The 19,067-nt window shown below is 61.8% G+C and carries 18 protein-coding genes; 9 read left to right on the top strand and 9 right to left on the bottom strand.

Annotated elements, in window-relative coordinates; translation table 11 throughout:
• The first annotated feature begins 88 nt into the window (after nucleotides 1-88).
• Complete coding sequence (locus tag JOE27_RS15245; protein ID WP_115273096.1) at nucleotides 89-1,195, top strand: GlxA family transcriptional regulator; 1,107 nt, start codon at nucleotides 89-91, stop codon at nucleotides 1,193-1,195.
• A 129-nt stretch (nucleotides 1,196-1,324) separates the two neighbouring features.
• Here JOE27_RS15245 and JOE27_RS15240 read toward each other — a convergent pair whose 3' ends face one another.
• From JOE27_RS15240 to choX, 5 genes are all read right to left on the bottom strand, one after another.
• Complete coding sequence (locus tag JOE27_RS15240; protein WP_039604371.1) at nucleotides 1,325-1,582, bottom strand: hypothetical protein; 258 nt, start codon at nucleotides 1,580-1,582, stop codon at nucleotides 1,325-1,327.
• Between the two features lie 254 nt (nucleotides 1,583-1,836).
• Nucleotides 1,837-2,310, bottom strand: coding sequence for a thioesterase family protein (locus JOE27_RS15235; protein ID WP_119687912.1), 474 nt, complete (start codon nucleotides 2,308-2,310; stop codon nucleotides 1,837-1,839).
• A 10-nt stretch (nucleotides 2,311-2,320) separates the two neighbouring features.
• Nucleotides 2,321-3,286, bottom strand: a complete 966-nt coding sequence (locus JOE27_RS15230; protein ID WP_204919127.1) for an L-carnitine dehydrogenase — start codon at nucleotides 3,284-3,286, stop codon at nucleotides 2,321-2,323.
• A gap of 16 nt (nucleotides 3,287-3,302) precedes the next feature.
• Entirely contained in the window at nucleotides 3,303-4,187 is an 885-nt protein-coding gene (locus tag JOE27_RS15225) for a 3-keto-5-aminohexanoate cleavage protein (protein WP_161871646.1), read from the bottom strand.
• Between the two features lie 166 nt (nucleotides 4,188-4,353).
• A complete protein-coding gene (gene choX, locus JOE27_RS15220) occupies nucleotides 4,354-5,298 on the bottom strand; it encodes a choline ABC transporter substrate-binding protein (RefSeq protein ID WP_046787502.1) in 945 nt (314 codons plus the stop codon).
• A 144-nt stretch (nucleotides 5,299-5,442) separates the two neighbouring features.
• Between choX and JOE27_RS15215 the strand changes: the two genes are divergently transcribed.
• Nucleotides 5,443-6,390: a GlxA family transcriptional regulator gene (locus JOE27_RS15215; protein WP_204919124.1), complete on the top strand. Its 948-nt coding sequence runs from the start codon at nucleotides 5,443-5,445 to the stop codon at nucleotides 6,388-6,390.
• Between the two features lie 2 nt (nucleotides 6,391-6,392).
• On the opposite strand, the gene JOE27_RS15210 is transcribed toward JOE27_RS15215, so the two are convergent.
• From JOE27_RS15210 to JOE27_RS15200, 3 genes are all read right to left on the bottom strand, one after another.
• Nucleotides 6,393-7,010 carry a hypothetical protein gene (locus JOE27_RS15210; RefSeq protein WP_125925149.1) on the bottom strand — a complete coding sequence of 206 codons (618 nt, stop codon included), beginning with the start codon at nucleotides 7,008-7,010 and terminating at the stop codon, nucleotides 6,393-6,395.
• Nucleotides 7,011-7,083: 73 nt separating this feature from the next.
• Nucleotides 7,084-7,776, bottom strand: coding sequence for a hypothetical protein (locus JOE27_RS15205; protein WP_115273091.1), 693 nt, complete (start codon nucleotides 7,774-7,776; stop codon nucleotides 7,084-7,086).
• Between the two features lie 137 nt (nucleotides 7,777-7,913).
• Nucleotides 7,914-8,330 carry a lysozyme inhibitor LprI family protein gene (locus tag JOE27_RS15200; protein ID WP_115273090.1) on the bottom strand — a complete coding sequence of 139 codons (417 nt, stop codon included), beginning with the start codon at nucleotides 8,328-8,330 and terminating at the stop codon, nucleotides 7,914-7,916.
• A 286-nt stretch (nucleotides 8,331-8,616) separates the two neighbouring features.
• On the opposite strand from JOE27_RS15200, the gene JOE27_RS15195 reads away from it, so the two are divergent.
• The 7 genes from JOE27_RS15195 (at nucleotide 8,617) to JOE27_RS15165 (ending at nucleotide 17,643) form a co-directional block, all read left to right on the top strand.
• On the top strand, nucleotides 8,617-9,594 hold the full coding sequence (locus tag JOE27_RS15195; RefSeq protein WP_003257506.1) for a dipeptidase: 978 nt from the start codon (nucleotides 8,617-8,619) through the stop codon (nucleotides 9,592-9,594).
• 77 nt (nucleotides 9,595-9,671) lie between these two features.
• Nucleotides 9,672-10,202, top strand: a complete 531-nt coding sequence (locus JOE27_RS15190; protein WP_012316656.1) for a DUF5943 domain-containing protein — start codon at nucleotides 9,672-9,674, stop codon at nucleotides 10,200-10,202.
• Between the two features lie 15 nt (nucleotides 10,203-10,217).
• Complete coding sequence (gene dgcA, locus JOE27_RS15185) at nucleotides 10,218-12,278, top strand: dimethylglycine demethylation protein DgcA (protein WP_115273088.1); 2,061 nt, start codon at nucleotides 10,218-10,220, stop codon at nucleotides 12,276-12,278.
• A 208-nt stretch (nucleotides 12,279-12,486) separates the two neighbouring features.
• Nucleotides 12,487-14,439 carry a dimethylglycine demethylation protein DgcB gene (dgcB, locus tag JOE27_RS15180; protein WP_204919121.1) on the top strand — a complete coding sequence of 651 codons (1,953 nt, stop codon included), beginning with the start codon at nucleotides 12,487-12,489 and terminating at the stop codon, nucleotides 14,437-14,439.
• Nucleotides 14,439-15,671, top strand: a complete 1,233-nt coding sequence (locus JOE27_RS15175) for an electron transfer flavoprotein subunit alpha/FixB family protein (RefSeq protein WP_204919119.1) — start codon at nucleotides 14,439-14,441, stop codon at nucleotides 15,669-15,671. The genes dgcB and JOE27_RS15175 overlap by 1 nt, the downstream gene beginning before the upstream one ends.
• Nucleotides 15,672-15,681: 10 nt before the next feature.
• Nucleotides 15,682-16,452: an electron transfer flavoprotein subunit beta gene (locus tag JOE27_RS15170; protein WP_204919116.1), complete on the top strand. Its 771-nt coding sequence runs from the start codon at nucleotides 15,682-15,684 to the stop codon at nucleotides 16,450-16,452.
• Nucleotides 16,453-16,845: 393 nt separating this feature from the next.
• The gene (locus JOE27_RS15165) at nucleotides 16,846-17,643 is read left to right on the top strand and encodes an RHS repeat-associated core domain-containing protein (protein WP_231386158.1); all 798 of its coding nucleotides are present in this window, start codon (nucleotides 16,846-16,848) and stop codon (nucleotides 17,641-17,643) included.
• 51 nt (nucleotides 17,644-17,694) lie between these two features.
• Here JOE27_RS15165 and gbcA read toward each other — a convergent pair whose 3' ends face one another.
• Nucleotides 17,695-18,987, bottom strand: coding sequence for a glycine-betaine demethylase subunit GbcA (gene gbcA, locus JOE27_RS15160; RefSeq protein WP_012316650.1), 1,293 nt, complete (start codon nucleotides 18,985-18,987; stop codon nucleotides 17,695-17,697).
• Nucleotides 18,988-19,067 lie beyond the last annotated feature (80 nt).

Genomic DNA, 19,067 nt, shown 5'->3' with positions numbered 1-19,067 from the left:
TAAAGCCCCCGCACATGAACCGGGGCCATGACAAAAAAAATAGTGCCCGCCTGAGGCACGCCCTGTATTTGTGTGAGGAGAAATCGCGATGACGTCGTACACCTCCGGGAATCCAACCCAGAACCGCACAGCACCCCAGTCCATCGGGTTTCTCCTACTGGACAACTTCACCCTGATTTCCCTGGCATCGGCCGTCGAGCCGCTGCGCATGGCCAACCAGCTTTCGGGCCGTGAGCTGTATCGCTGGCACACGCTGACCGTCGATGGCGGCCAGGTCTGGGCCAGCGATGGCTTGCAGATCACCCCGGACGCCGCCATCGCCAACGCCCCTCCCATCGACACCGTGATCGTCTGCGGTGGCGTCGGTATCCAGCGTTCGGTCACCCGTGAGCATGTCACCTGGCTGCAGGCCCAGGCCCGTCAGTCGCGCCGTTTGGGCGCTGTGTGTACCGGCAGCTGGGCGCTGGCCTGTGCCGGCCTGCTCGACGGTTTCGACTGCAGCGTGCATTGGGAATGCCTGGCGTCGATGCAGGAGGCATTCCCGAGGGTCAACATGAGCACTCGCCTGTTCACCCTCGACCGCAACCGCTTCACCAGCTCTGGCGGCACCGCGCCGCTGGACATGATGCTGCACCTGATCAGCCGCGATCATGGTCGCGAACTGTCGGCGGCCATTTCGGAGATGTTCGTCTACGAGCGCATTCGCAACGAACAGGACCACCAGCGCGTGCCGCTCAAGCACATGCTGGGCACCAACCAGCCGAAGCTGCAGGAAATCGTCGCGCTGATGGAGGCCAACCTGGAAGAGCCGATCGACCTCGACGAACTGGCCGTGTACGTGGCCGTGTCACGTCGCCAGCTTGAGCGCCTGTTCCAGAAGTACCTGCATTGTTCGCCGTCGCGCTATTACCTCAAGCTGCGCCTGATTCGCGCGCGGCAATTGCTCAAGCAGACCCCGATGTCGATCATCGAAGTGGCCTCGGTGTGCGGCTTCGTGTCCACCCCGCACTTCTCCAAGTGCTACCGCGAGTACTTCGGCATACCGCCGCGTGATGAACGAGTAGGTTCGAATACTGCACAGCAGGTAGCGATGATGCCGATTCCGCAGGCCATGACTCTGTCGCCGCACAGCGGGCCGATGGCTGCATTGAGCCAGGCGCGCAACGAGTCGACCTTTGCCAGTGTGAGGCTCTGACGTCCCGGGGCTGCTTTGCAGCCCAATCGCCGGCAAGCCGGCTCCCACAGGTTCACCACCAAGCCTGAGATTGGTGTGAATCTGTGGGAGCCGGCTTGCCGGCGATGAGGCCAGTACAGAAATACGCGATCAGGCGCGCTTGTTGAAACTTGCAAGCGCTGGCAGCAACTGCTTGTCGATCGCCTGGCGCACCGCCGGCAGAATCGTCGCACTGCCTGTGTACATTTGCTCGACCATGCCCTTGAGCGCCCGCGCGTTAGGCTCGGTCAGCCCACGCACCACCGCCTCGCAGGCCTGCTCGGCACTGGCCCCGGCAGGGATGTCGAAGCCGCGCGCGCGCAGTTGGCCGGCGAGGTCGTCCTGATCAATCAAATCCGCATGCATCATGGCTGTTGTCCCTTTTATCGCGAAAAGAGTGCTGCTGTGATTTACGACCGATTCTGTGTCGCCAGCGACACGGCCGCAACCACAGAATGCCGGCATGACTGCTTTGGCTAAGAACAGGTCGTTCCCGGCTAATTCCCAGTGCCGGGAAGATCGCACACTGGCCTCATTCACGGTACCGCAGGGTTTGGTCACCCTCACACATGCACAGTGGATGTTGCTCGCTCTTGGCCCCGCTGGCTCACGGCTTTGCGGGGTTATTTTTTGGGCAGGCCAATCACACGTCCCACATAGGCTGGCGCTGGAAGATGACGCTGTTCATCCACCAGGCCCTGCAGCAATGCCACGCTGCCCTCGCTGAACGGCGCCGCCTTCGGCCCTGCCAGGTCCACATGCAGCAGCATCTGCTCGCTGGCCGCCAGCGCTTCGTCGAACCCTGCGCGGTGCAGGCTGTGGTAAACGTGCAGGCGCTTCTTGTCGAACCCGATGATCTGCGTCTGCACCCACACATCAGTGCCAAGCTTCACTTCATGCAAATAGTTGATGTGCGCCTCCAGGGTGAACAGCGAATGCCCACTCTGCCCACGGCTATCGGCATCCAGGCCGATGCGCTCCATCAGCGCATCGGTGGCGTAGCTGAAGATCAGCAGGTAATAGGCATCGCGCAGGTGGCCGTTGTAGTCGACCCAGTCCTCCTGGACTGGGGTGCGGTAGGTGATCAGTGCGGGCATCGTGGTCTCCTCAGTCGCTGAACGACATGCCGTGGCTGGCCTTGCTGGTCCTCACCGCTTCCAGCACCGCTAGCAGGGTGTCATCACGATAGCGCTCCAGCGCGGCGATGCTGCGTTCGCCCAGTTGCTCGGCGGTGCCGTCCACCACATCGTCGATCAGCTTGTCGGTAAGCTCCGGTGCCGGCAGGTAGGTCCAGGGCAGTTTCAGCGCCGGGCCGAACTGCGACATGAAGTGGCGCATGCCGGCATCGCCACCGGCCAGGGTGTAGGTCAGGAAGGTGCCCATGAACGACCAGCGCAGGCCAGCGCCGAAGCGGATGGCATCATCGATTTCGCCAGTAGTAGCCACACCGTCGTTGACCAGGTGCAGCGCCTCGCGCCACAGCGCTTCGAGCAGGCGGTCGGCGATGAAGCCCGGCACTTCCTTGCGCACGTGTAGCGGGCGCATGCCGAGCGCGGTGTAGATGGTTTTTGCGGCGTTGATCGCCTCAGGCGAAGTACGGTTACCGCCGACGATTTCCACCAATGGCAGCAGGTAGACCGGGTTGAACGGGTGGCCGACCACGCAGCGTTCGGGGTGAGTGGAGGCCTCATAGAACTCGCTGGGCAACAGCCCCGAGGTACTGGAGCCGATGATCGCGTTCGGCTTGGCCGCGGCGCTGATCTTTGCATGCAGGTCGAGCTTGAGGTCCAGGCGTTCGGGTGCGCTTTCCTGGATGAAGTCGGCGTCGCGCACGCATTCCTCGATGGTGCTGACGAAGGTCAGGCGCTCCTGTGCTGCGCCAGGGGCCAGGCCTTGTTTTTCAAGCGCCGGCCAGGCGTTGGCGACACGCTTGCGCAAGGCCTGCTCGGCGCCGGGTGCCGGGTCCCAGGCGACCACATCCAGGCCATGGGCCAGCGCGCGGGCAACCCAGCCGCTGCCGATCACGCCACTACCCAGGGCGGCGAAGGTCTTGATCTCGGTGATGAAAGGCATATCGGACTCCGGGGTATCAGCGGCGTTTGAGGTTCATTTTTTCCCGGCCTTCTGCCGGGGTGAGGATGCGCCCACCCATGCGGGTGATGATTTCGCTCGCGCGCTCCACCAGTTGGCCATTGCTGGCCAACACGCCTTTGTCCAGGTACAGGTTGTCTTCAAGGCCCACCCGTACGTTGCCGCCCAGCAGCACCGCCTGTGCCGCCATGGGCATCTGCATGCGGCCGATGCCGAAGCCGGCCCAGGTGACGTCGGCAGGCAGGTTGTCGACCATGGCTTTCATGGTGGTGGTGTCGGCCGGCGCGCCCCACGGTATGCCCAGGCACAGCTGGAACAGCGGGTCATGCAGCAGGCCTTCCTTGATCATCTGCTTGGCGAACCACAGGTGGCCGGTGTCGAAGATTTCCAGTTCGGCTTTCACGCCCAGTTCGGTGATGCGTTTGGCGCCGGCGCGCAATTGCGCCGGTGTGGAGACGTAGATGGCGTTGCCGTCGCCGAAGTTGAGGGTGCCGCAATCGAGCGTGCAGATTTCCGGCAGCAGTGCTTCGATGTGGGCCAGGCGCTCCAGCGGGCCGATCAGGTCGGTGCCCGGGCCAAATTCCATGGGCGACTCGCCCGGGCCGATTTCCAGGTCGCCGCCCATGCCGGCGGTGAGGTTGACGATGATGTCCACGTCGGCTTCGCGGATGCGTTCCATGACCTCGCGGTACAGGTTCACGTCGCGGCTGAAACGGCCGGTTTGCGGGTCGCGGACGTGGCAGTGGACCACGGTGGCGCCGGCTTTGGCGGCCTCTACGGCGGCTTCGGCGATCTGCTTGGGGGTGACCGGGACCAGGTGGCTCTTGGCGACCGTGTCGCCGGCGCCGGTGAGGGCGCAGGTGATGATGACGTCGTGGTTCATGGTGGTTCCTTGTCAGGGTTGTGGTGGCCCAATCGGCGTAGGAGCGGCCTTGTGTCGCGAAGGGGGCGCATAGCGGCCCTTGGGTTTGTGCAGCGCGCACAGATCCTGGGGCCGCGTTGCGGCCCTTTCGCGACGCAAGGCCGCTCCTACAGGCGATGAGGCCCTGTCAGTTGGCGGTGAGCTTGAGGTTGTCCGCCGCAGGCTTGCCATCGAAGGTGGTTACCCCTTCAAGCCAGCGCGCCTTGTCCTCGGGGTGGTCCTTGAGCCACTGGCGGGCCGACTCCAGCGCGTCCTTGTGGTCGAGCAGCGGCTGCATCATGCGGCTCTCGTCTTCGGCGCTGAATTTCAGGTTGGCCAGCAGGCGATGGGCGTTGGGGCAGCGTTGGGCGTAGTCCGGTGCGGTGACGGTCCACACCGTGGCGCGGCCTTCGTCAGGGCCCAGGGCGTCCTGGCTGTCACCCAGATAGACCATGTCGATGTTCACGTTCATCGGGTGCGGCGCCCAGCCGAAGAACACCACGGCCTGCTTGCGGCGCACGGCGCGGTCGACTGCGGCGAGCATGCCGGCCTCGCTGGACTCGACCAGCTGGAACTTGCCCAGGCCGAACTGGTTCTTGGCGATCATCGCCTTGATCTGAGTGTTGGCGCCGGACCCGGGCTCGATGCCATAGATCTTGCCGCCCAGCTCTTTCTCGAACTTGTGGATATCTGCGAAGCTCTTCAGGCCTTTGTCGGCCAGGTACTTGGGTACGGCCAAGGTGGCCCGGGCATCTTCCAGGCTGGGTGCGTCGAGCACCTTGACCTGCTGGGCATCGATGAAAGGCGTTATGGTCTGGGTCATGATCGGGTTCCAGTAACCCAGGAACATGTCCAGGCGCTTGTCGCGGATGCCGGCAAAGATGATCTGCTGCGAGGCGCTGGTCTGTTTGGTCTGGTAACCCAGGCCGTCGAGCAACACTTGCGCCATGGCGCTGGTGGCGATGACGTCGGTCCAGTTGACCACGCCAAGGCGTACGTTCTTGCAGGCCGCGGGTTCGGCGGCGAAAAGCGGTGTGGCAACGATGCTGCTCAGGGCAAGTGACAACAGGCTGCGGCGGATCAAGCTGTGCATGGTGGCTCTCCATCGGCAGTGCATATTGTTATTGAGGGCGGCCTCTGCGGACCGTGTGAATACGCTACGCTGGCCGCACCTTGGCCAAGCGCACGCTGGCGACAGGAATTAGCACCTGGGCGACCAGTTTCTGTGGAGTAGGGGATGATGGAGACGATTGCCTTTCTGTTGGTGTCGGGTTTTTCCGCCATGGGGTTCATTTCGGCGGTGGAACCATTGCGGGTGGCCAATCGTTTTGGCGGGCCGTTGTACCGGTGGCAGGTGCTCAGCCTGGACGGCGAGGCGGTGCTGGCGAGCAACGGCATGTCGGTCAATGCCGATGCCGCGCTGGGGGAGGGTGAGCCCGCCAATATCCTGCTCGTGGTAGCGGGCTTCGAGCCATTGGCCAATGTCGCGCCGAAGCTGCTGCATGCGCTGCGTCGGCTGCACCATGACGCGGTCATGCTGGGGGGCATCGATACGGGGGCGATGGTACTTGCCGAGGCGGGCTTGCTGGACGGCTACCGGGCGACATTGCACTGGGAAGCGCTCGAGGCGTTCAAGGAACGCTACCCGGGCCTTCAGGCGACGCAGGAGCTGTTCGAGATTGACCGCAGCCGCATCACCTGTGCCGGCGGCACCGCTTCGATCGATTTGATGCTGCACCTGATTGCCCAGTCTCACGGCAGCGACCTGGCGGTGAAGGTTTCCGAGCAGTTCGTGCTGGGTCGTATTCGTCAGCGTCAGGACCACCAGCGCATGCAGATCGGTGCGCGTTACGGTATCAGCAACAAGAAGTTGGTCCATGCCATTGGCGAAATGGAAAAACATACCGAGCCACCCCTGAGCACGCTGGACCTGGCCGCTGCGATCAAAGTGACACGGCGCCAACTGGAGCGCTTGTTTCGTATGTACCTAAATGAAACACCCAGTAGTTTTTACCTTGCTCTACGGCTGGACAAGGCGCGACAGCTGTTGACCCAGACTGACATGTCGGTGACCGAGGTCAGCCTTGCGTGCGGCTTTGAACTGCCATCGTATTTCACGCGGCGCTACAAGCTGAGGTTTGGAAAGTGCCCACGGGAGGAGCGCCAACCTGCGCGTTCAAAATAGCTTCATTCCAGTTTGCGTTTGAGAACGGCTAACAGCTTTTCGCGGTTTCTGGCCTGCAGGTCTTTGCGCAATGACGCGAATTCGCCCATGTTGAAGCGTGCGCCCAGATGGTCAAATATCAGGTTCAACTTCTGGGTGGGTTCGACAGGGTCGGTCTTGCAGTAGACATAGAACAGGATGGCAACGGGAATTTCGTCCCCTTCATGATCCATTTCAATGCTCAGATGTGAAGAAGCGTTCATTACGTTAAAGGTGTGCATTCCCGCAGATTGCATTGCGGCTTTGACGTTTTCTTCAACGCTCTTGAACCAAGGCCCTTTTTCGCGTAGCGGGGGTATATAGCCACTGTACACATCGCTCAATGCGTGCAGGTGCGGCTCGTATGAAATGGCTTGATGCGTATGTTCGAACAACGTGAACTTCAACGATTGCAAGGTGGCGATAACGACCGTGAACCATTGCTCAGGCTGGGTCTCCATCGAGTACTTTTCATTGGCCACGGCCTGTGAATAACGAAGACACAGCTGCAAGTCTTCCCATGTTTCCAGTGTCAGCCATGGCGCGGGCTTGATGTTCAGCCGCTCTTCGAATATTCGGGTGTCCAGGCTTGCATCGCTCATGCGGCATCGCTCCTTGATGAATGCACATGATGGGAACCGGGTACCCGGAAATCCTGATACCCGGCCTCGCTATTTAGATAGCGAGGAAGGCGGCGATGTCGCCTTTGATCTTTTCATTCACAAGATCACGCGCAGCATCGAAGTGACGAACGCTGAACGTACCCTGTTGCGACGCGCGATAGACGCGGGTCGACGTCTTGTCGATTTTGCGGGTCAGGGCGCCTTCACGCTCGATTTTCGAGTCGTAGCTGGCCTGGAAGCTGGTCATGTGCATCACAGGCAAACCTTGTGGCGTCATTTCGCATTGGGCCACTACGAAGTTGCTCGATTTGCCGGATTCGCTATGGCTGTGCTTTTCCAGGTGGGCCTTGACTTCCGGCTTCTGCACGACGATTTGCAGAACACGCTTGGCACAGGCCATGCGACGAGGGTCGCGAGCCACGCTGATGGTGATGGATTTGGTCATCAGCTCTGCCAAGGTCAGGTTGTCTTCATCAATCGCATCTTCGGCATGTGCCGCACCCGTCATGGTCCAGCCGAACTTGATCAGGCCATCGTTGTAGAAGTTGTACCACTCGCGCTGCTGGGTTTCCTTGTCGAACTTCTTGTTGGCCAGTTCGGTCATCAACCGCATACCTGCCAGGATGTCTTCGGCAATGCCCGCAGGCACATTTTCAGCGAATACGCAGATCGTCTGGCCGGTAGCGGCTACGCGCTCTTGGCCTTCTTTGCGGATTTTTTCCATTTCAACTTTGATGTCAGCCATTTCGGTGTTCCTTGATAGTTGAGGATTCCAAGGCGCACGTTGCAAGCACGTGGCCTTGGCGCACTATCGAGAAATGGCGCAGTGACTATCAGCAGCAGGTTGTTCCTCTGGAGAAGATCTTTCAATCACTGCCTGGATCAATCTTCCGGTGCCGGCTCATCACTGTTCTGCGAGCCCAGGCTGCGCAAATACTCCGATCGCTCATCGCTGCGTTGGGCGACGCAGCTGTTCCATGCCGTCTGGTAGGCCTTGCTGCCTGGCTGTTCGGCATGGGTTTCGACTTTGCAGTCGGCATCGCGCAGTTGGCTCCAGAGCTTTTCGGCGGATTCGATCCGCGACTGCAGGCCAGCTTCGTCGTCATACTGCTCGCGCATGCGTTGAAGCAGGTCGTCGTAGGTCGACTTCAGCTCACGCTCGGCGGTCTGCTTGTTGAATGCCGCACACTCGAACGTCTGCTGGTCGTTCTCGACATTGTCGCAAGGCGTGCTTTCTTCCTCACCGGCCTGGGCCCCGCTCACGACGGCCAGCAGCACCAGCCATGCCATTGATTTCATCCGTTTTCTCCTCAACAGGCTGTCGAATCGCTGGGATTCTCGCTCAGCCAGAGCCCGCGCGATAGGTCCCTGACCAAATGTTCATTTAAGGGCGGCAAAGGGTCGTTATCGAGACTGTCTCGCATCCCCGAACGGCATGCCAGACGCGGTCATGTCGCGCATTGACGCTTTCGGCAAACCCCCTGTCGTTTTTGCATCGGGGCGCCCTTGGGCACAGGCATATGCTGGCCCCAAAGCGCCGGCACAATGTTCGGCACGAACCCACTCAATAAAAGGGGACAGCCTGATGAGCCCAGCCGAGCTTCACGCCGACAGCATCGTTATCGACGGTTTGATCATCGCCAAGTGGAACCGCGAACTGTTCGAGGACATGCGCAAAGGCGGGCTGACCGCAGCCAACTGCACGGTGTCGGTCTGGGAAGGCTTCAAGGCCACCGTCGACAACATCGCTGCCAGCCAGAAGCTGATCCGCGACAACAGCGACCTGGTGATGCCAGTACGTACCACCGCCGACATCCGCAAGGCCAAGGAACTGGGCAAGACCGGTATCCTCTTCGGCTTCCAGAACGCCCACGCCTTCGAAGACCAGATTGCCTACGTGGATGTGTTCAAGCAGCTGGGCGTGGGCATCGTGCAGATGTGCTACAACACCCAGAACCTGGTCGGCACAGGCTGCTACGAGCGTGATGGCGGGCTGTCCGGTTTCGGCCGCGAGATCGTCGCCGAGATGAACCGCGTGGGCATCATGTGCGACCTGTCCCACGTTGGCTCCAAGACCTCCGAAGAGGTCATCCTGGAATCGAAAAAACCGGTCTGCTACTCCCACTGCCTGCCCTCGGGCCTCAAAGAACACCCGCGCAACAAGTCGGATGAAGAGCTGAAGTTCATCGCCGACCATGGCGGCTTCGTCGGCGTGACCATGTTCGCGCCGTTCCTGGCCAAGGGCATCGACTCCACCATCGACGACTACGCCGAAGCCATCGAGTACACCATGAACATCGTCGGTGAAGACGCCATCGGCATCGGCACCGACTTCACCCAGGGCCACGGCCAGGACTTCTTCGAGTACCTGACCCACGACAAGGGTTACGCCCGTCGCCTGACCAATTTCGGCAAGATCATCAACCCGCTGGGCATCCGCACCGTCGGCGAGTTCCCCAACCTCACCGAGACCTTGCTCAAGCGCGGCCATTCCGAGCGTGTGGTGCGCAAGATCATGGGCGAGAACTGGGTAAACGTTCTCAAGGACGTCTGGGGCGAGTAAGCCGCTCTCCAAGCCTTAAGGCCCCGGCCAGCAACGTCGGGGCAGCCAAAAACAAATTTTTATGGAGTTGAGTTTCCATGGCCAAGATCGCCCCGCAATTGCCAATCGAAGTCGACAGCGAAACCGGTGTCTGGACCAGCGACGCCTTGCCGATGCTGTATGTGCCGCGTCATTTCTTCGTCAACAACCACATGGGCATCGAGGAAGTGCTGGGCGCCGACGCCTATGCCGAGATCCTCTACAAGGCAGGCTACAAGTCGGCCTGGCACTGGTGCGAGAAGGAAGCCGAGTGCCATGGCCTGGAAGGCGTGGCGGTTTTCGAGCACTACATGAAGCGCCTGTCCCAGCGTGGCTGGGGCCTGTTCGAGATCCAGGACATCGACCTGGACAAAGGCACCTGCAGCGTCAAGCTCAAGCACTCGGCGTTCGTGTACGTGTATGGCAAGTGCGGCCGCAAGGTCGACTACATGTTCACCGGCTGGTTCGCCGGCGCAATGGACCAGATTCTCGCTGCCCGTGGCAGCTCGATCCGCACCGTGGCCGAGCAGGTCTATGGCGGGTCGGAAGAAGGCCACGAAGATGGCCTGTTCGTTACAAAGCCGTTGTAAGCCGGAGATAGCGTCATGGCATTCGAAGCAATGTTCCAGCCGATCCAGATCGGCAAACTGACCATCCGCAACCGCGTGCTCAGCACCGCGCACGCCGAGGTCTACGCCACTGACGGCGGCATGACCACCGACCGCTATGTGAAGTACTACGAAGAGAAGGCCAAGGGTGGCATCGGCCTGGCGATCTGCGGCGGCTCGTCCGTGGTGGCCATCGACAGCCCGCAGGAATGGTGGTCGTCGGTCAACCTGTCGACCGACCGCATCATCCCGCACTTCCAGAACCTGGCCGACGCCATGCACAAGCATGGCGCCAAGATCATGATCCAGATTACTCACATGGGCCGCCGCTCGCGCTGGGATGGTTTCAACTGGCCGACCCTGATGTCGCCTTCCGGCATCCGTGAGCCCGTGCACCGCGCCACCTGCAAGACCATCGAGGTGGAGGAGATCTGGCGGGTGATCGGCAATTACGCGCAGGCTGCGCGGCGCGCAAAAGAGGGCGGCCTGGACGGCGTCGAGCTTTCGGCTGTGCACCAGCACATGATCGACCAGTTCTGGAGCCCGCGGGTCAACAAACGTACTGACGAGTGGGGCGGCACCTTCGAAGGCCGCATGAAGTTCGGCATGGAAGTGCTCAAGGCGGTGCGCGCCGAAGTCGGCGACGACTTCTGCGTGGGCATGCGTATCTGTGGTGACGAGTTCCACCCCGATGGCCTCAGCCACGAGGACATGAAGCAGATCGCCGCCTACTACGATGCTACCGGCATGATCGACTTCATCGGCGTGGTCGGCTCGGGTTGCGATACCCACAACACCCTGGCCAACGTCATTCCCAACATGAGCTACCCGCCAGAGCCGTTCCTGCACCTGGCAGCCGGCATCAAGGAAGTGGTCAAGGTCCCGGTGCTGCACGCGCAGAACATCAAAGACCCGAACCAGGCCACGCGTATCCTCGAAGGCGGCTACGTGGACATGGTCGGCATGACCCGTGCGCACATCGCCGACCCGCACCTGATCGCCAAGATCAAGATGGGCCAGATCGACCAGATCAAGCAGTGTGTTGGTGCCAACTATTGCATCGACCGCCAGTACCAGGGCCTGGATGTGCTGTGCATCCAGAACGCCGCGACCTCCCGTGAATACATGGGCGTGCCGCACATCATCGAGAAGACCACCGGCGTCAAGCGCAAGGTGGTGGTGGTCGGTGCTGGCCCTGCCGGCATGGAAGCGGCGCGCGTTGCTGCCGAACGCGGCCACGACGTGACCCTGTTCGAGAAGAAGGACCAGATCGGCGGGCAGATCACCATCGCCGCCAAGGCGCCGCAGCGTGACCAGATTGCCGGTATCACCCGCTGGTACCAGCTGGAGCTGGCACGCCTGAAGGTCGACCTGCGCCTGGGTACTGCCGCTGACGTGGCGACCATTGAAGACCTGCGCCCGGACGTCATCGTGCTGGCAGTAGGCGGGCACTCGTTCCTGGAACAGAACGAGCACTGGGGCGCTGCCGAAGGCTTGGTGGTCAGCAGCTGGGACGTGCTCGACGGCAAGGTCGCGCCGGGCAAGAACGTGCTGGTGTACGACACCATCTGCGAATTCACCGGCATGTCGGTAGCCGACTTCATCGCCGACAAGGGCAGCCAGGTCGAAATCGTCACCGACGACATCAAGCCGGGCGTTGCCATGGGCGGTACCAGCTTCCCGACCTATTACCGCAGCATGTACCCCAAAGAAGTGATCATGACCGGCGACATGATGCTGGAAAAGGTCTACCGCGAAGGCGAGAAGCTGGTGGCGGTGCTGGAGAACGAATACACCGGCGCCAAGGAAGAGCGCGTGGTCGACCAGGTGGTGGTCGAGAACGGTGTGCGCCCTGACGAAGCGCTGTACTACGCGCTCAAGGAAGGCTCGCGCAACAAGGGCCAGATCGACGTGGAGGCGCTGTTCGCCATCAAGCCACAGCCGATCCTCAGCCAGCCGGGCGAAGGCTACCTGCTGTACCGCATCGGCGACTGCGTGGCCCAGCGCAACGTACATGCGGCGATCTACGACGCCTTGCGCCTGTGCAAGGACTTCTGATCGCACCGCCTCTCTAGGGGCGGGACCGGCCCCCCGTGTAGGAGCGGCCTTGTGTCGCGAAAGGGTCGCGAAGCGGCCCCAAGATCTTCACAGCACTATAGATTTTGGGGCCGCTTCGCGACCCTTTCGCGACACAAGGCCGCTCCTACATGGGGTCCGCGCTGGCCTTCGGGGCAGCGCAAGAATCCAGCTGTTGTGGGAGCCCCCCATGTTGAACACCCTGTTACCCATCCTGCTGTTCGCTGCCCTTGGCCTGGCGGTGCTCGGCGCCCTGCGCCGGGTGCGCATGTGGCGGCGTGGCCGAGCCTCCCACGTCGACCTGATCGGCGGCCTGCTGGCCATGCCGCGGCGCTACCTGGTGGACCTGCACCACGTGGTCGAGCGCGACAAGTACATGTCCAAGACCCACGTGGCCACTGCGGGCGGCTTTGTACTGTCGGCGGTGCTGGCAATCCTGGTGTACGGCTTCGGCCTGCAGAGCAAGATCCTTGGCTACGCCTTGCTGGTGGCGACTGTAATCATGTTCACCGGTGCCATCTTCGTCTTCAAGCGCCGGCTCAACCCGCCATCGCGCCTGTCCAAAGGCCCATGGATGCGCCTGCCGAAAAGCCTGCTGGTGTTCGCCGCAAGCTTCTTCATCGCCACCTTGCCGGTGGCCGGCATCCTGCCCGCCAACACCGGCGGCTGGGTGATGGTCGCGGTACTTGGCCTGGGCGTGCTGTGGGGCGTGTCGGAGCTGTTCTTCGGCATGACCTGGGGCGGCCCGATGAAACATGCCTTCGCCGGGGCCCTGCACCTGGCCTGGCACCGCCGCGCCGAACGCTTCGGCGGTGGCCGTTCAACCGGCCTGAAACCGCTGGACCTGGAAGACCCGAACGCCCCGCTGGGGGTGGAAAAGCCGGTGGACTTCACCTGGAACCAGCTGTTGGGCTTCGACGCCTGCGTGCAGTGCGGCAAATGTGAGGCGGTGTGCCCGGCGTTCGCTGCGGGCCAGCCGCTGAACCCGAAAAAACTCATTCAGGACATGGTCATCGGCCTGGCCGGTGGCACCGATGCCAAGTTCGCCGGCAGCCCGTACCCTGGCAAGCCGATCGGCGAACACGGCGGTAATCCACACCAACCGATCGTCAACGGCCTGGTCGACGCCGAAACACTGTGGTCGTGCACCACCTGCCGTGCCTGCGTCGAGGAATGCCCGATGATGATCGAGCATGTCGATGCCATCGTCGACATGCGCCGCCACCTCACCCTAGAAAAGGGCGCGACCCCGAACAAGGGCGCCGAGGTGCTGGATAACCTGATCGCGACCGACAACCCGGGCGGCTTTGCTCCAGGCGGGCGGATGAACTGGGCCGCTGACCTTAACCTGAACCTGCTGTCTGACGTGAAAAACACCGAAGTGCTGTTCTGGGTCGGTGACGGCGCGTTCGACATGCGCAACCAGCGCACCCTGCGGTCGTTCGTCAAAGTACTCAAGGCCTCGGGCGTGGACTTCGCCGTGCTCGGCCTGGAAGAGCGTGACAGCGGCGATGTGGCGCGCCGCCTGGGTGACGAAGCGACCTTCCAGCAGTTGGCCAAACGCAATATCCAGACCCTGGCCAAGTACAAGTTCCAGCGCATCGTCACTTGCGACCCGCACAGCTTCCATGTGCTGAAGAACGAATACGGCGCGTTGGGCGGCGACTACCAGGTGCAGCACCACAGCACCTACATCGCCGAACTGATCGCAGCCAGCAAGCTCAACCTCGGGCAGCACAAGGGCGGCAGCGTCACCTATCACGACCCGTGCTACCTGGGCCGCTACAACGGCGAATACGAGGCCCCGCGGCAAGTGTTGAAGGCGCTGGGTATCGAAGTGCGCGAAATGCAGCGCTCGGGGTTCCGTTCCCGCTGCTGCGGCGGTGGCGGAGGTGCGCCGATCACCGACATCCCGGGCAAGCAACGTATCCCCGACATGCGCATGGATGACATTCGCCAGACCCAGGCCGAGCTGGTGGCGGTGGGATGCCCGCAGTGCACTGCGATGCTCGAAGGGGTGGTCGAACCGCGCCCACAGATCAAGGACCTCGCCGAGTTGGTAGCCGATGTGCTGATCGAAGAGGAAACGCCCGCGGCCCCAAAGTCGCCAACGGTAGAACGTGAACCTGCGGAGGTGCACTGATGAGCGACATCATCCGCCGCGACCCACGCGCCGAGTGGATCGCCCGTAACCGCCTGCATCCGCTGCATGCGGCGCTGCAGACGCAACAAACCCGCTGGCTGGGGCCCAATGGCCTGATGCGCAAGAACCCGCATGCCATTGCCGCCGGTTTCATCGGCCCCAATGGCCTCAAGCGCATCGACCGTAGCGGTGCTCAACAGGGCACCGCTGGCGGCGGGCGGCGTAGCGCGGCGGCCGAAGTGCAATTGCCGCTGCATCAGGTGCCAGCGCCTGCGTTCTACATCGCCGTGGTGCCCGACATGGTGGGCGGCCGCCTCAGTAGCCATGACCGTGACCTGCTCGGCCTCGCCCACAGCCTGGCCGGCAGTGACGGCGCGGTATTGGCCGTGGTGTTTGGTGAGCACAAGGAAAGCAAGTTTTTCACAGCGGGTGTCGACCGCTTGCTGGTCATCGACGGCGAACAGTTCGAAGGTTATGCACCGGAGCAACGGGTGCAGGGCCTGCGCGCTGTGGATAACCAGTTCACGCCACGCCATTGGTTGTTGCCCGATAGCCGCACCGGCGGTGGCGAACTGGGCCGGCGCTGGGCTGCGGCCTTGGGCGAACGCCCGGCAACGCGCGTCTGGCAGGTCAAGGACGGCCAGTGCATCGGCCGTGCTGGTGCGGGTCAGCAGGACCTGCAACGCGCGGTGCCGCGCCTGATCCTGGGCGCCGCCGAATGCGCCGAACCGGTCAGCGAAACCCGGCACGAAGCATTGCCGGTGGAGTTGTCCACAGGCGTGGTGCGCAGCCTGCCACGCATCGAGGACCTTGGTTCGGTGGCCGTCGACCCGGCGACCATCGCCATGGCCGAGGCCGAATTCATCGTCTCGGGGGGCAACGGCGTCAAGGATTGGGACCTCTACCACCAGGCGACTGCTGCCCTGGGGGCAACCGAGGGTGCTTCGCGGGTGGCGGTGGACGATGGCTTCATGCCGCGTAACCGCCAGGTGGGCGCAACCGGCACCTGGGTTACCGCACGGGTCTATGTGGCTGTGGGTATCTCTGGTGCGATCCAGCACCTGCAAGGCATCGGTGCCTGCGACAAAGTGGTGGCGATCAACATGGACCCGGGCTGCGACATGATCAAACGGGCCGACCTGTCGGTGATTGGCGACAGCTCGGCGATTCTGAAGGCTTTGATCGAGGCTGTGGACAACTTCCGCAGCGGCGGCCAGCGCGACGCAGCATAGGGGCATGAGCATGAGTACTAAAGTCATCAGCCTGGTTTCCGTCGGTGCCCACCCGAGCTCCGGCCGCGCCCGCCGCGCCGAGCAGGATGCCCGTGCGGTGGAGCTGGGCTTGCAGCTGGCTGGGGATAACTTGCAGGTGGTGCATGCTGGCGACCCGCATGAAGAGGCATTGCGTGCTTACCTGGGCATGGGCCTGGACCACCTCGATGTGCTAGAGCAGCCCGCAGGAGCCGATGTGCTGAACGTGCTTGGGGATTACCTGCGTGATGCCGGTGCGCAGCTTGTGCTAACGGGTAGCCAGGCTGAAACCGGCGAGGGTTCGGGCATGTTGCCGTTCCTGCTGGCCGAGAAACTGGGTTGGCCGCTGATAGTCGGCCTGGCCGAAGTGGAATCGATCGACAACGGCACCGCTCAGGTCCTGCAGGCGCTGCCCCGTGGGCAGCGGCGCAGGCTGAAGGTACGTCTTCCGTTGCTGGCAACTGTGGATAACGCGGCGGCCAAACCGCGGCAGAGCGCGTTCGGTCCGGCCCGGCGCGGTGTGTTGGCGGCGCGCAATGTCGCCATCGTCGAGGATGAACTGCTGGGCGAAGCGCAGTTGCAACCAGCCCGCCCAAGGCCCAAGCGCCTGAAGGTGATCAAGGCCAAAAGCGGCGCCGACCGGATGAAGGCCGCGACGGCCAAGGCCAGTGGTGGTGGCGGTAAGGTCTTGAAAGACGTTTCTCCACAAGAAGGCGCCGAGGCGATTCTCAAGTTGCTGGTGGAGGAGGGCGTATTGCGCTGAGGTTACCCACGGAATCTGTTCGCCAAGGTGTGGATAAAGTGTTTGTCAAACGCTGCAAGCCAGCAAGGACGCCGTCTTGAAGGATATGATCAAATAATCGCCAATTACTGCAAACCTGGGTCTAAACACCACGGCCCCTAAGGTTTTGCTCTGTTATCCACAGCAGTTATCAATATCCCTATGACTTGCCCACAATGTCTGTTAGTCAACCTGTGGGCAAGTTGTTTGGTAAGTGCTACAGCCATTGCTTTCAAAGGCTTGCAGGGTTTTGATCAAAAAATGATCTGACGAGGCTGAGCTTCGCTCCGGTCCAGCTGTAACTGTCATTTCTGCCAGTTAACGTTCCATACAGCCCTTGTTAACGTTAGGGCACAAATGGTCTGGAGCGTTGCCATGGGCACGACCACACTGCTGGCAACTGATCTCCAGCGCACCGTGCTGCGCAGCGGGCATACCCTGTATCGACGCTATACCCCCTATGGCGGGTTCAGGCCGGATGATGGCGCTTGGTTGGGGTTTTCAGACGCCCACCTTGATCACGCCAGTGGCTGCTACTTGCTGGGTAACGGGCACCGTGCCTTTAGCCCGGCACTGATGCGCTTTGGTTCGCCTGACCGACTCAGCCCATTCGCTCGGGGTGGGCTAAATGCTTACGCTTATTGCCTTGGGGACCCGATCAACCATCGCGATCCGACGGGGCAGGAGGCCGCAGACTATCTGTTTCCCATCCTGAGCATCCTTTCCAACCTTGCGGGTGCGTTCACCAGTGGTCTACGGCTGCGATCGATGTGGCGAACCCGCCATATGCATCAAGCAACGGGATCCTATCCTGCCAGCCGTGGTGGCGTTATGACCTATGGCACCGTGGAAAGTCATACATCACCGCCGTCATCGGTCGATTGGGCGCTCACAGGGATAAGTGGTGTCAGTGCCGTTGCAGGCATTACCCTGGGCATCAGCCGAACCGTGGAGCCAGGAGAAGACTGGCAGACATGGGCGTTGGCGACCCTGACCGTCATATCGCTGGGCACATCGGTCAAAGAGGTGTGGGCGTTGGCCCAGGCCAGGTCGTGGGAGCGTTATCCCATCACCCCTGTGCGGATCGAACCCAACCGGGCAGGTTCAGCAAGCCCGAGGTCTTCGGCTCCGAGGTTAAGTCTCGAGCCTGCAAACGCCATAAGGCAATCGTAGAGCGGGGCTTGAGCCAGTGGCGGGCGCCACTGGCCGAAGGTGAACGGCTACTTACTGAGCCTGCACTTCCTTGAGGTACGCAGCCGGCTCTGCACCAAGGTTTTCCAGCACGCGCTGGCTGTACCAATCGATGAAGTTCACCACACCAAACTCATAAGTCTTCGAGTACGGCCCTGGCTGGTAAGCCGTGGAGTTGATGCCCCGCTGGTTCTCTTCCGCCAAACGGCGGTCCTGGTCATTGGTGGCATCCCACACCTTGCGCATACGTTCAGGGTCGTAATCGACACCTTCGACGGCATCCTTGTGCACCAGCCACTTGGTGGTGACCATGGTCTCCTGGGCGCTGATCGGCCATACGGTGAAGACGATCATGTGGTCGCCCATGCAGTGGTTCCACGAGTGCGGCAGGTGCAGGATGCGCATCGAGCCCAGGTCCGGGTTCTTGATACGGCCCATCAGCTTCTGGCAGGCCTGCTTGCCGTCCATGGTCATCGATACGGTGCCCTTTAGCAGCGGCATGCGCACGATGCGGTTACGCAGGCCATGGCTCTTGTGCAGGTACGGGATCTTCTCGGCTTCCCAGGCGGCGGCGGAGGCGGCCACGTGGTCCTTGAATTCCTGGCTGGCGCGCGGGTCGTTGGTGTCGTCCCACTCCAGCAGGGTTTGCAGCAGCTCCGGGTGTGAGCCGGAGCAGTGGTAGCACTCGCGGTTGTTTTCCAGCACCAGCTTCCAGTTGGCCTTTTCCATCAAGGTGGTTTGCACTGCCACCTTGGTGTTCTCCATGTCATACGGTTCCATGTAGTGGTCCAGGGTGGCCAGGAACTCGTCGATAGCAGGTGGGTTTTCCGCCAGGCTGATGAAGATGTAGCCACCGGCGACCTTTACGTTCACAGGTTTCAGGCCGTATTCCTTCATGTCGAAGTCGGCGCCCATTTCAGTACCTGCGAACAGCAGGCGGCCGTCCAGTTCATACGTCCACTGGTGGTAATGGCAGACCAGCTTCGCCACTTTGCCTTTCTCGCTGACGCACAGGCGCGAGCCGCGATGGCGGCAGACGTTGTGGAAGGCATGCACCTTACCTTCGCTACCGCGCACCACGATGATCGGGTTCTTGCCGATCTGCAGGGTGATGTAGTTGCCCTTGGCCGGGATTTCGCACGTCATGCCGGCAATCAGCCATTCCTTGTGGAAGATCTCCTGCATGTCGATCTGGAACAGACGCTCGTCGGTGTAGAACGGCTGGGGCAGCGAGTAGGTGCGCTCGCGGGTCTGCAGCATCTCGGCGGTGGCCTTGCGTGCAGGTTCCAGTGGATCGCCCAGGCTCAGGGTTGCGGTGACGTCCATCGTGTAATCCTCGGGGCCGTATGCGGCCGGCAAAAGGTGGCTAATCGTTGTTGTGGTGCCGCAAGAGCATCTGTCAAAAA

Source organism: Pseudomonas sp. M5, assembly GCF_016907075.1.
Taxonomy (GTDB): domain Bacteria; phylum Pseudomonadota; class Gammaproteobacteria; order Pseudomonadales; family Pseudomonadaceae; genus Aquipseudomonas; species Aquipseudomonas putida_E.
This window is presented reverse-complemented; position numbering and strand designations above follow the sequence as displayed.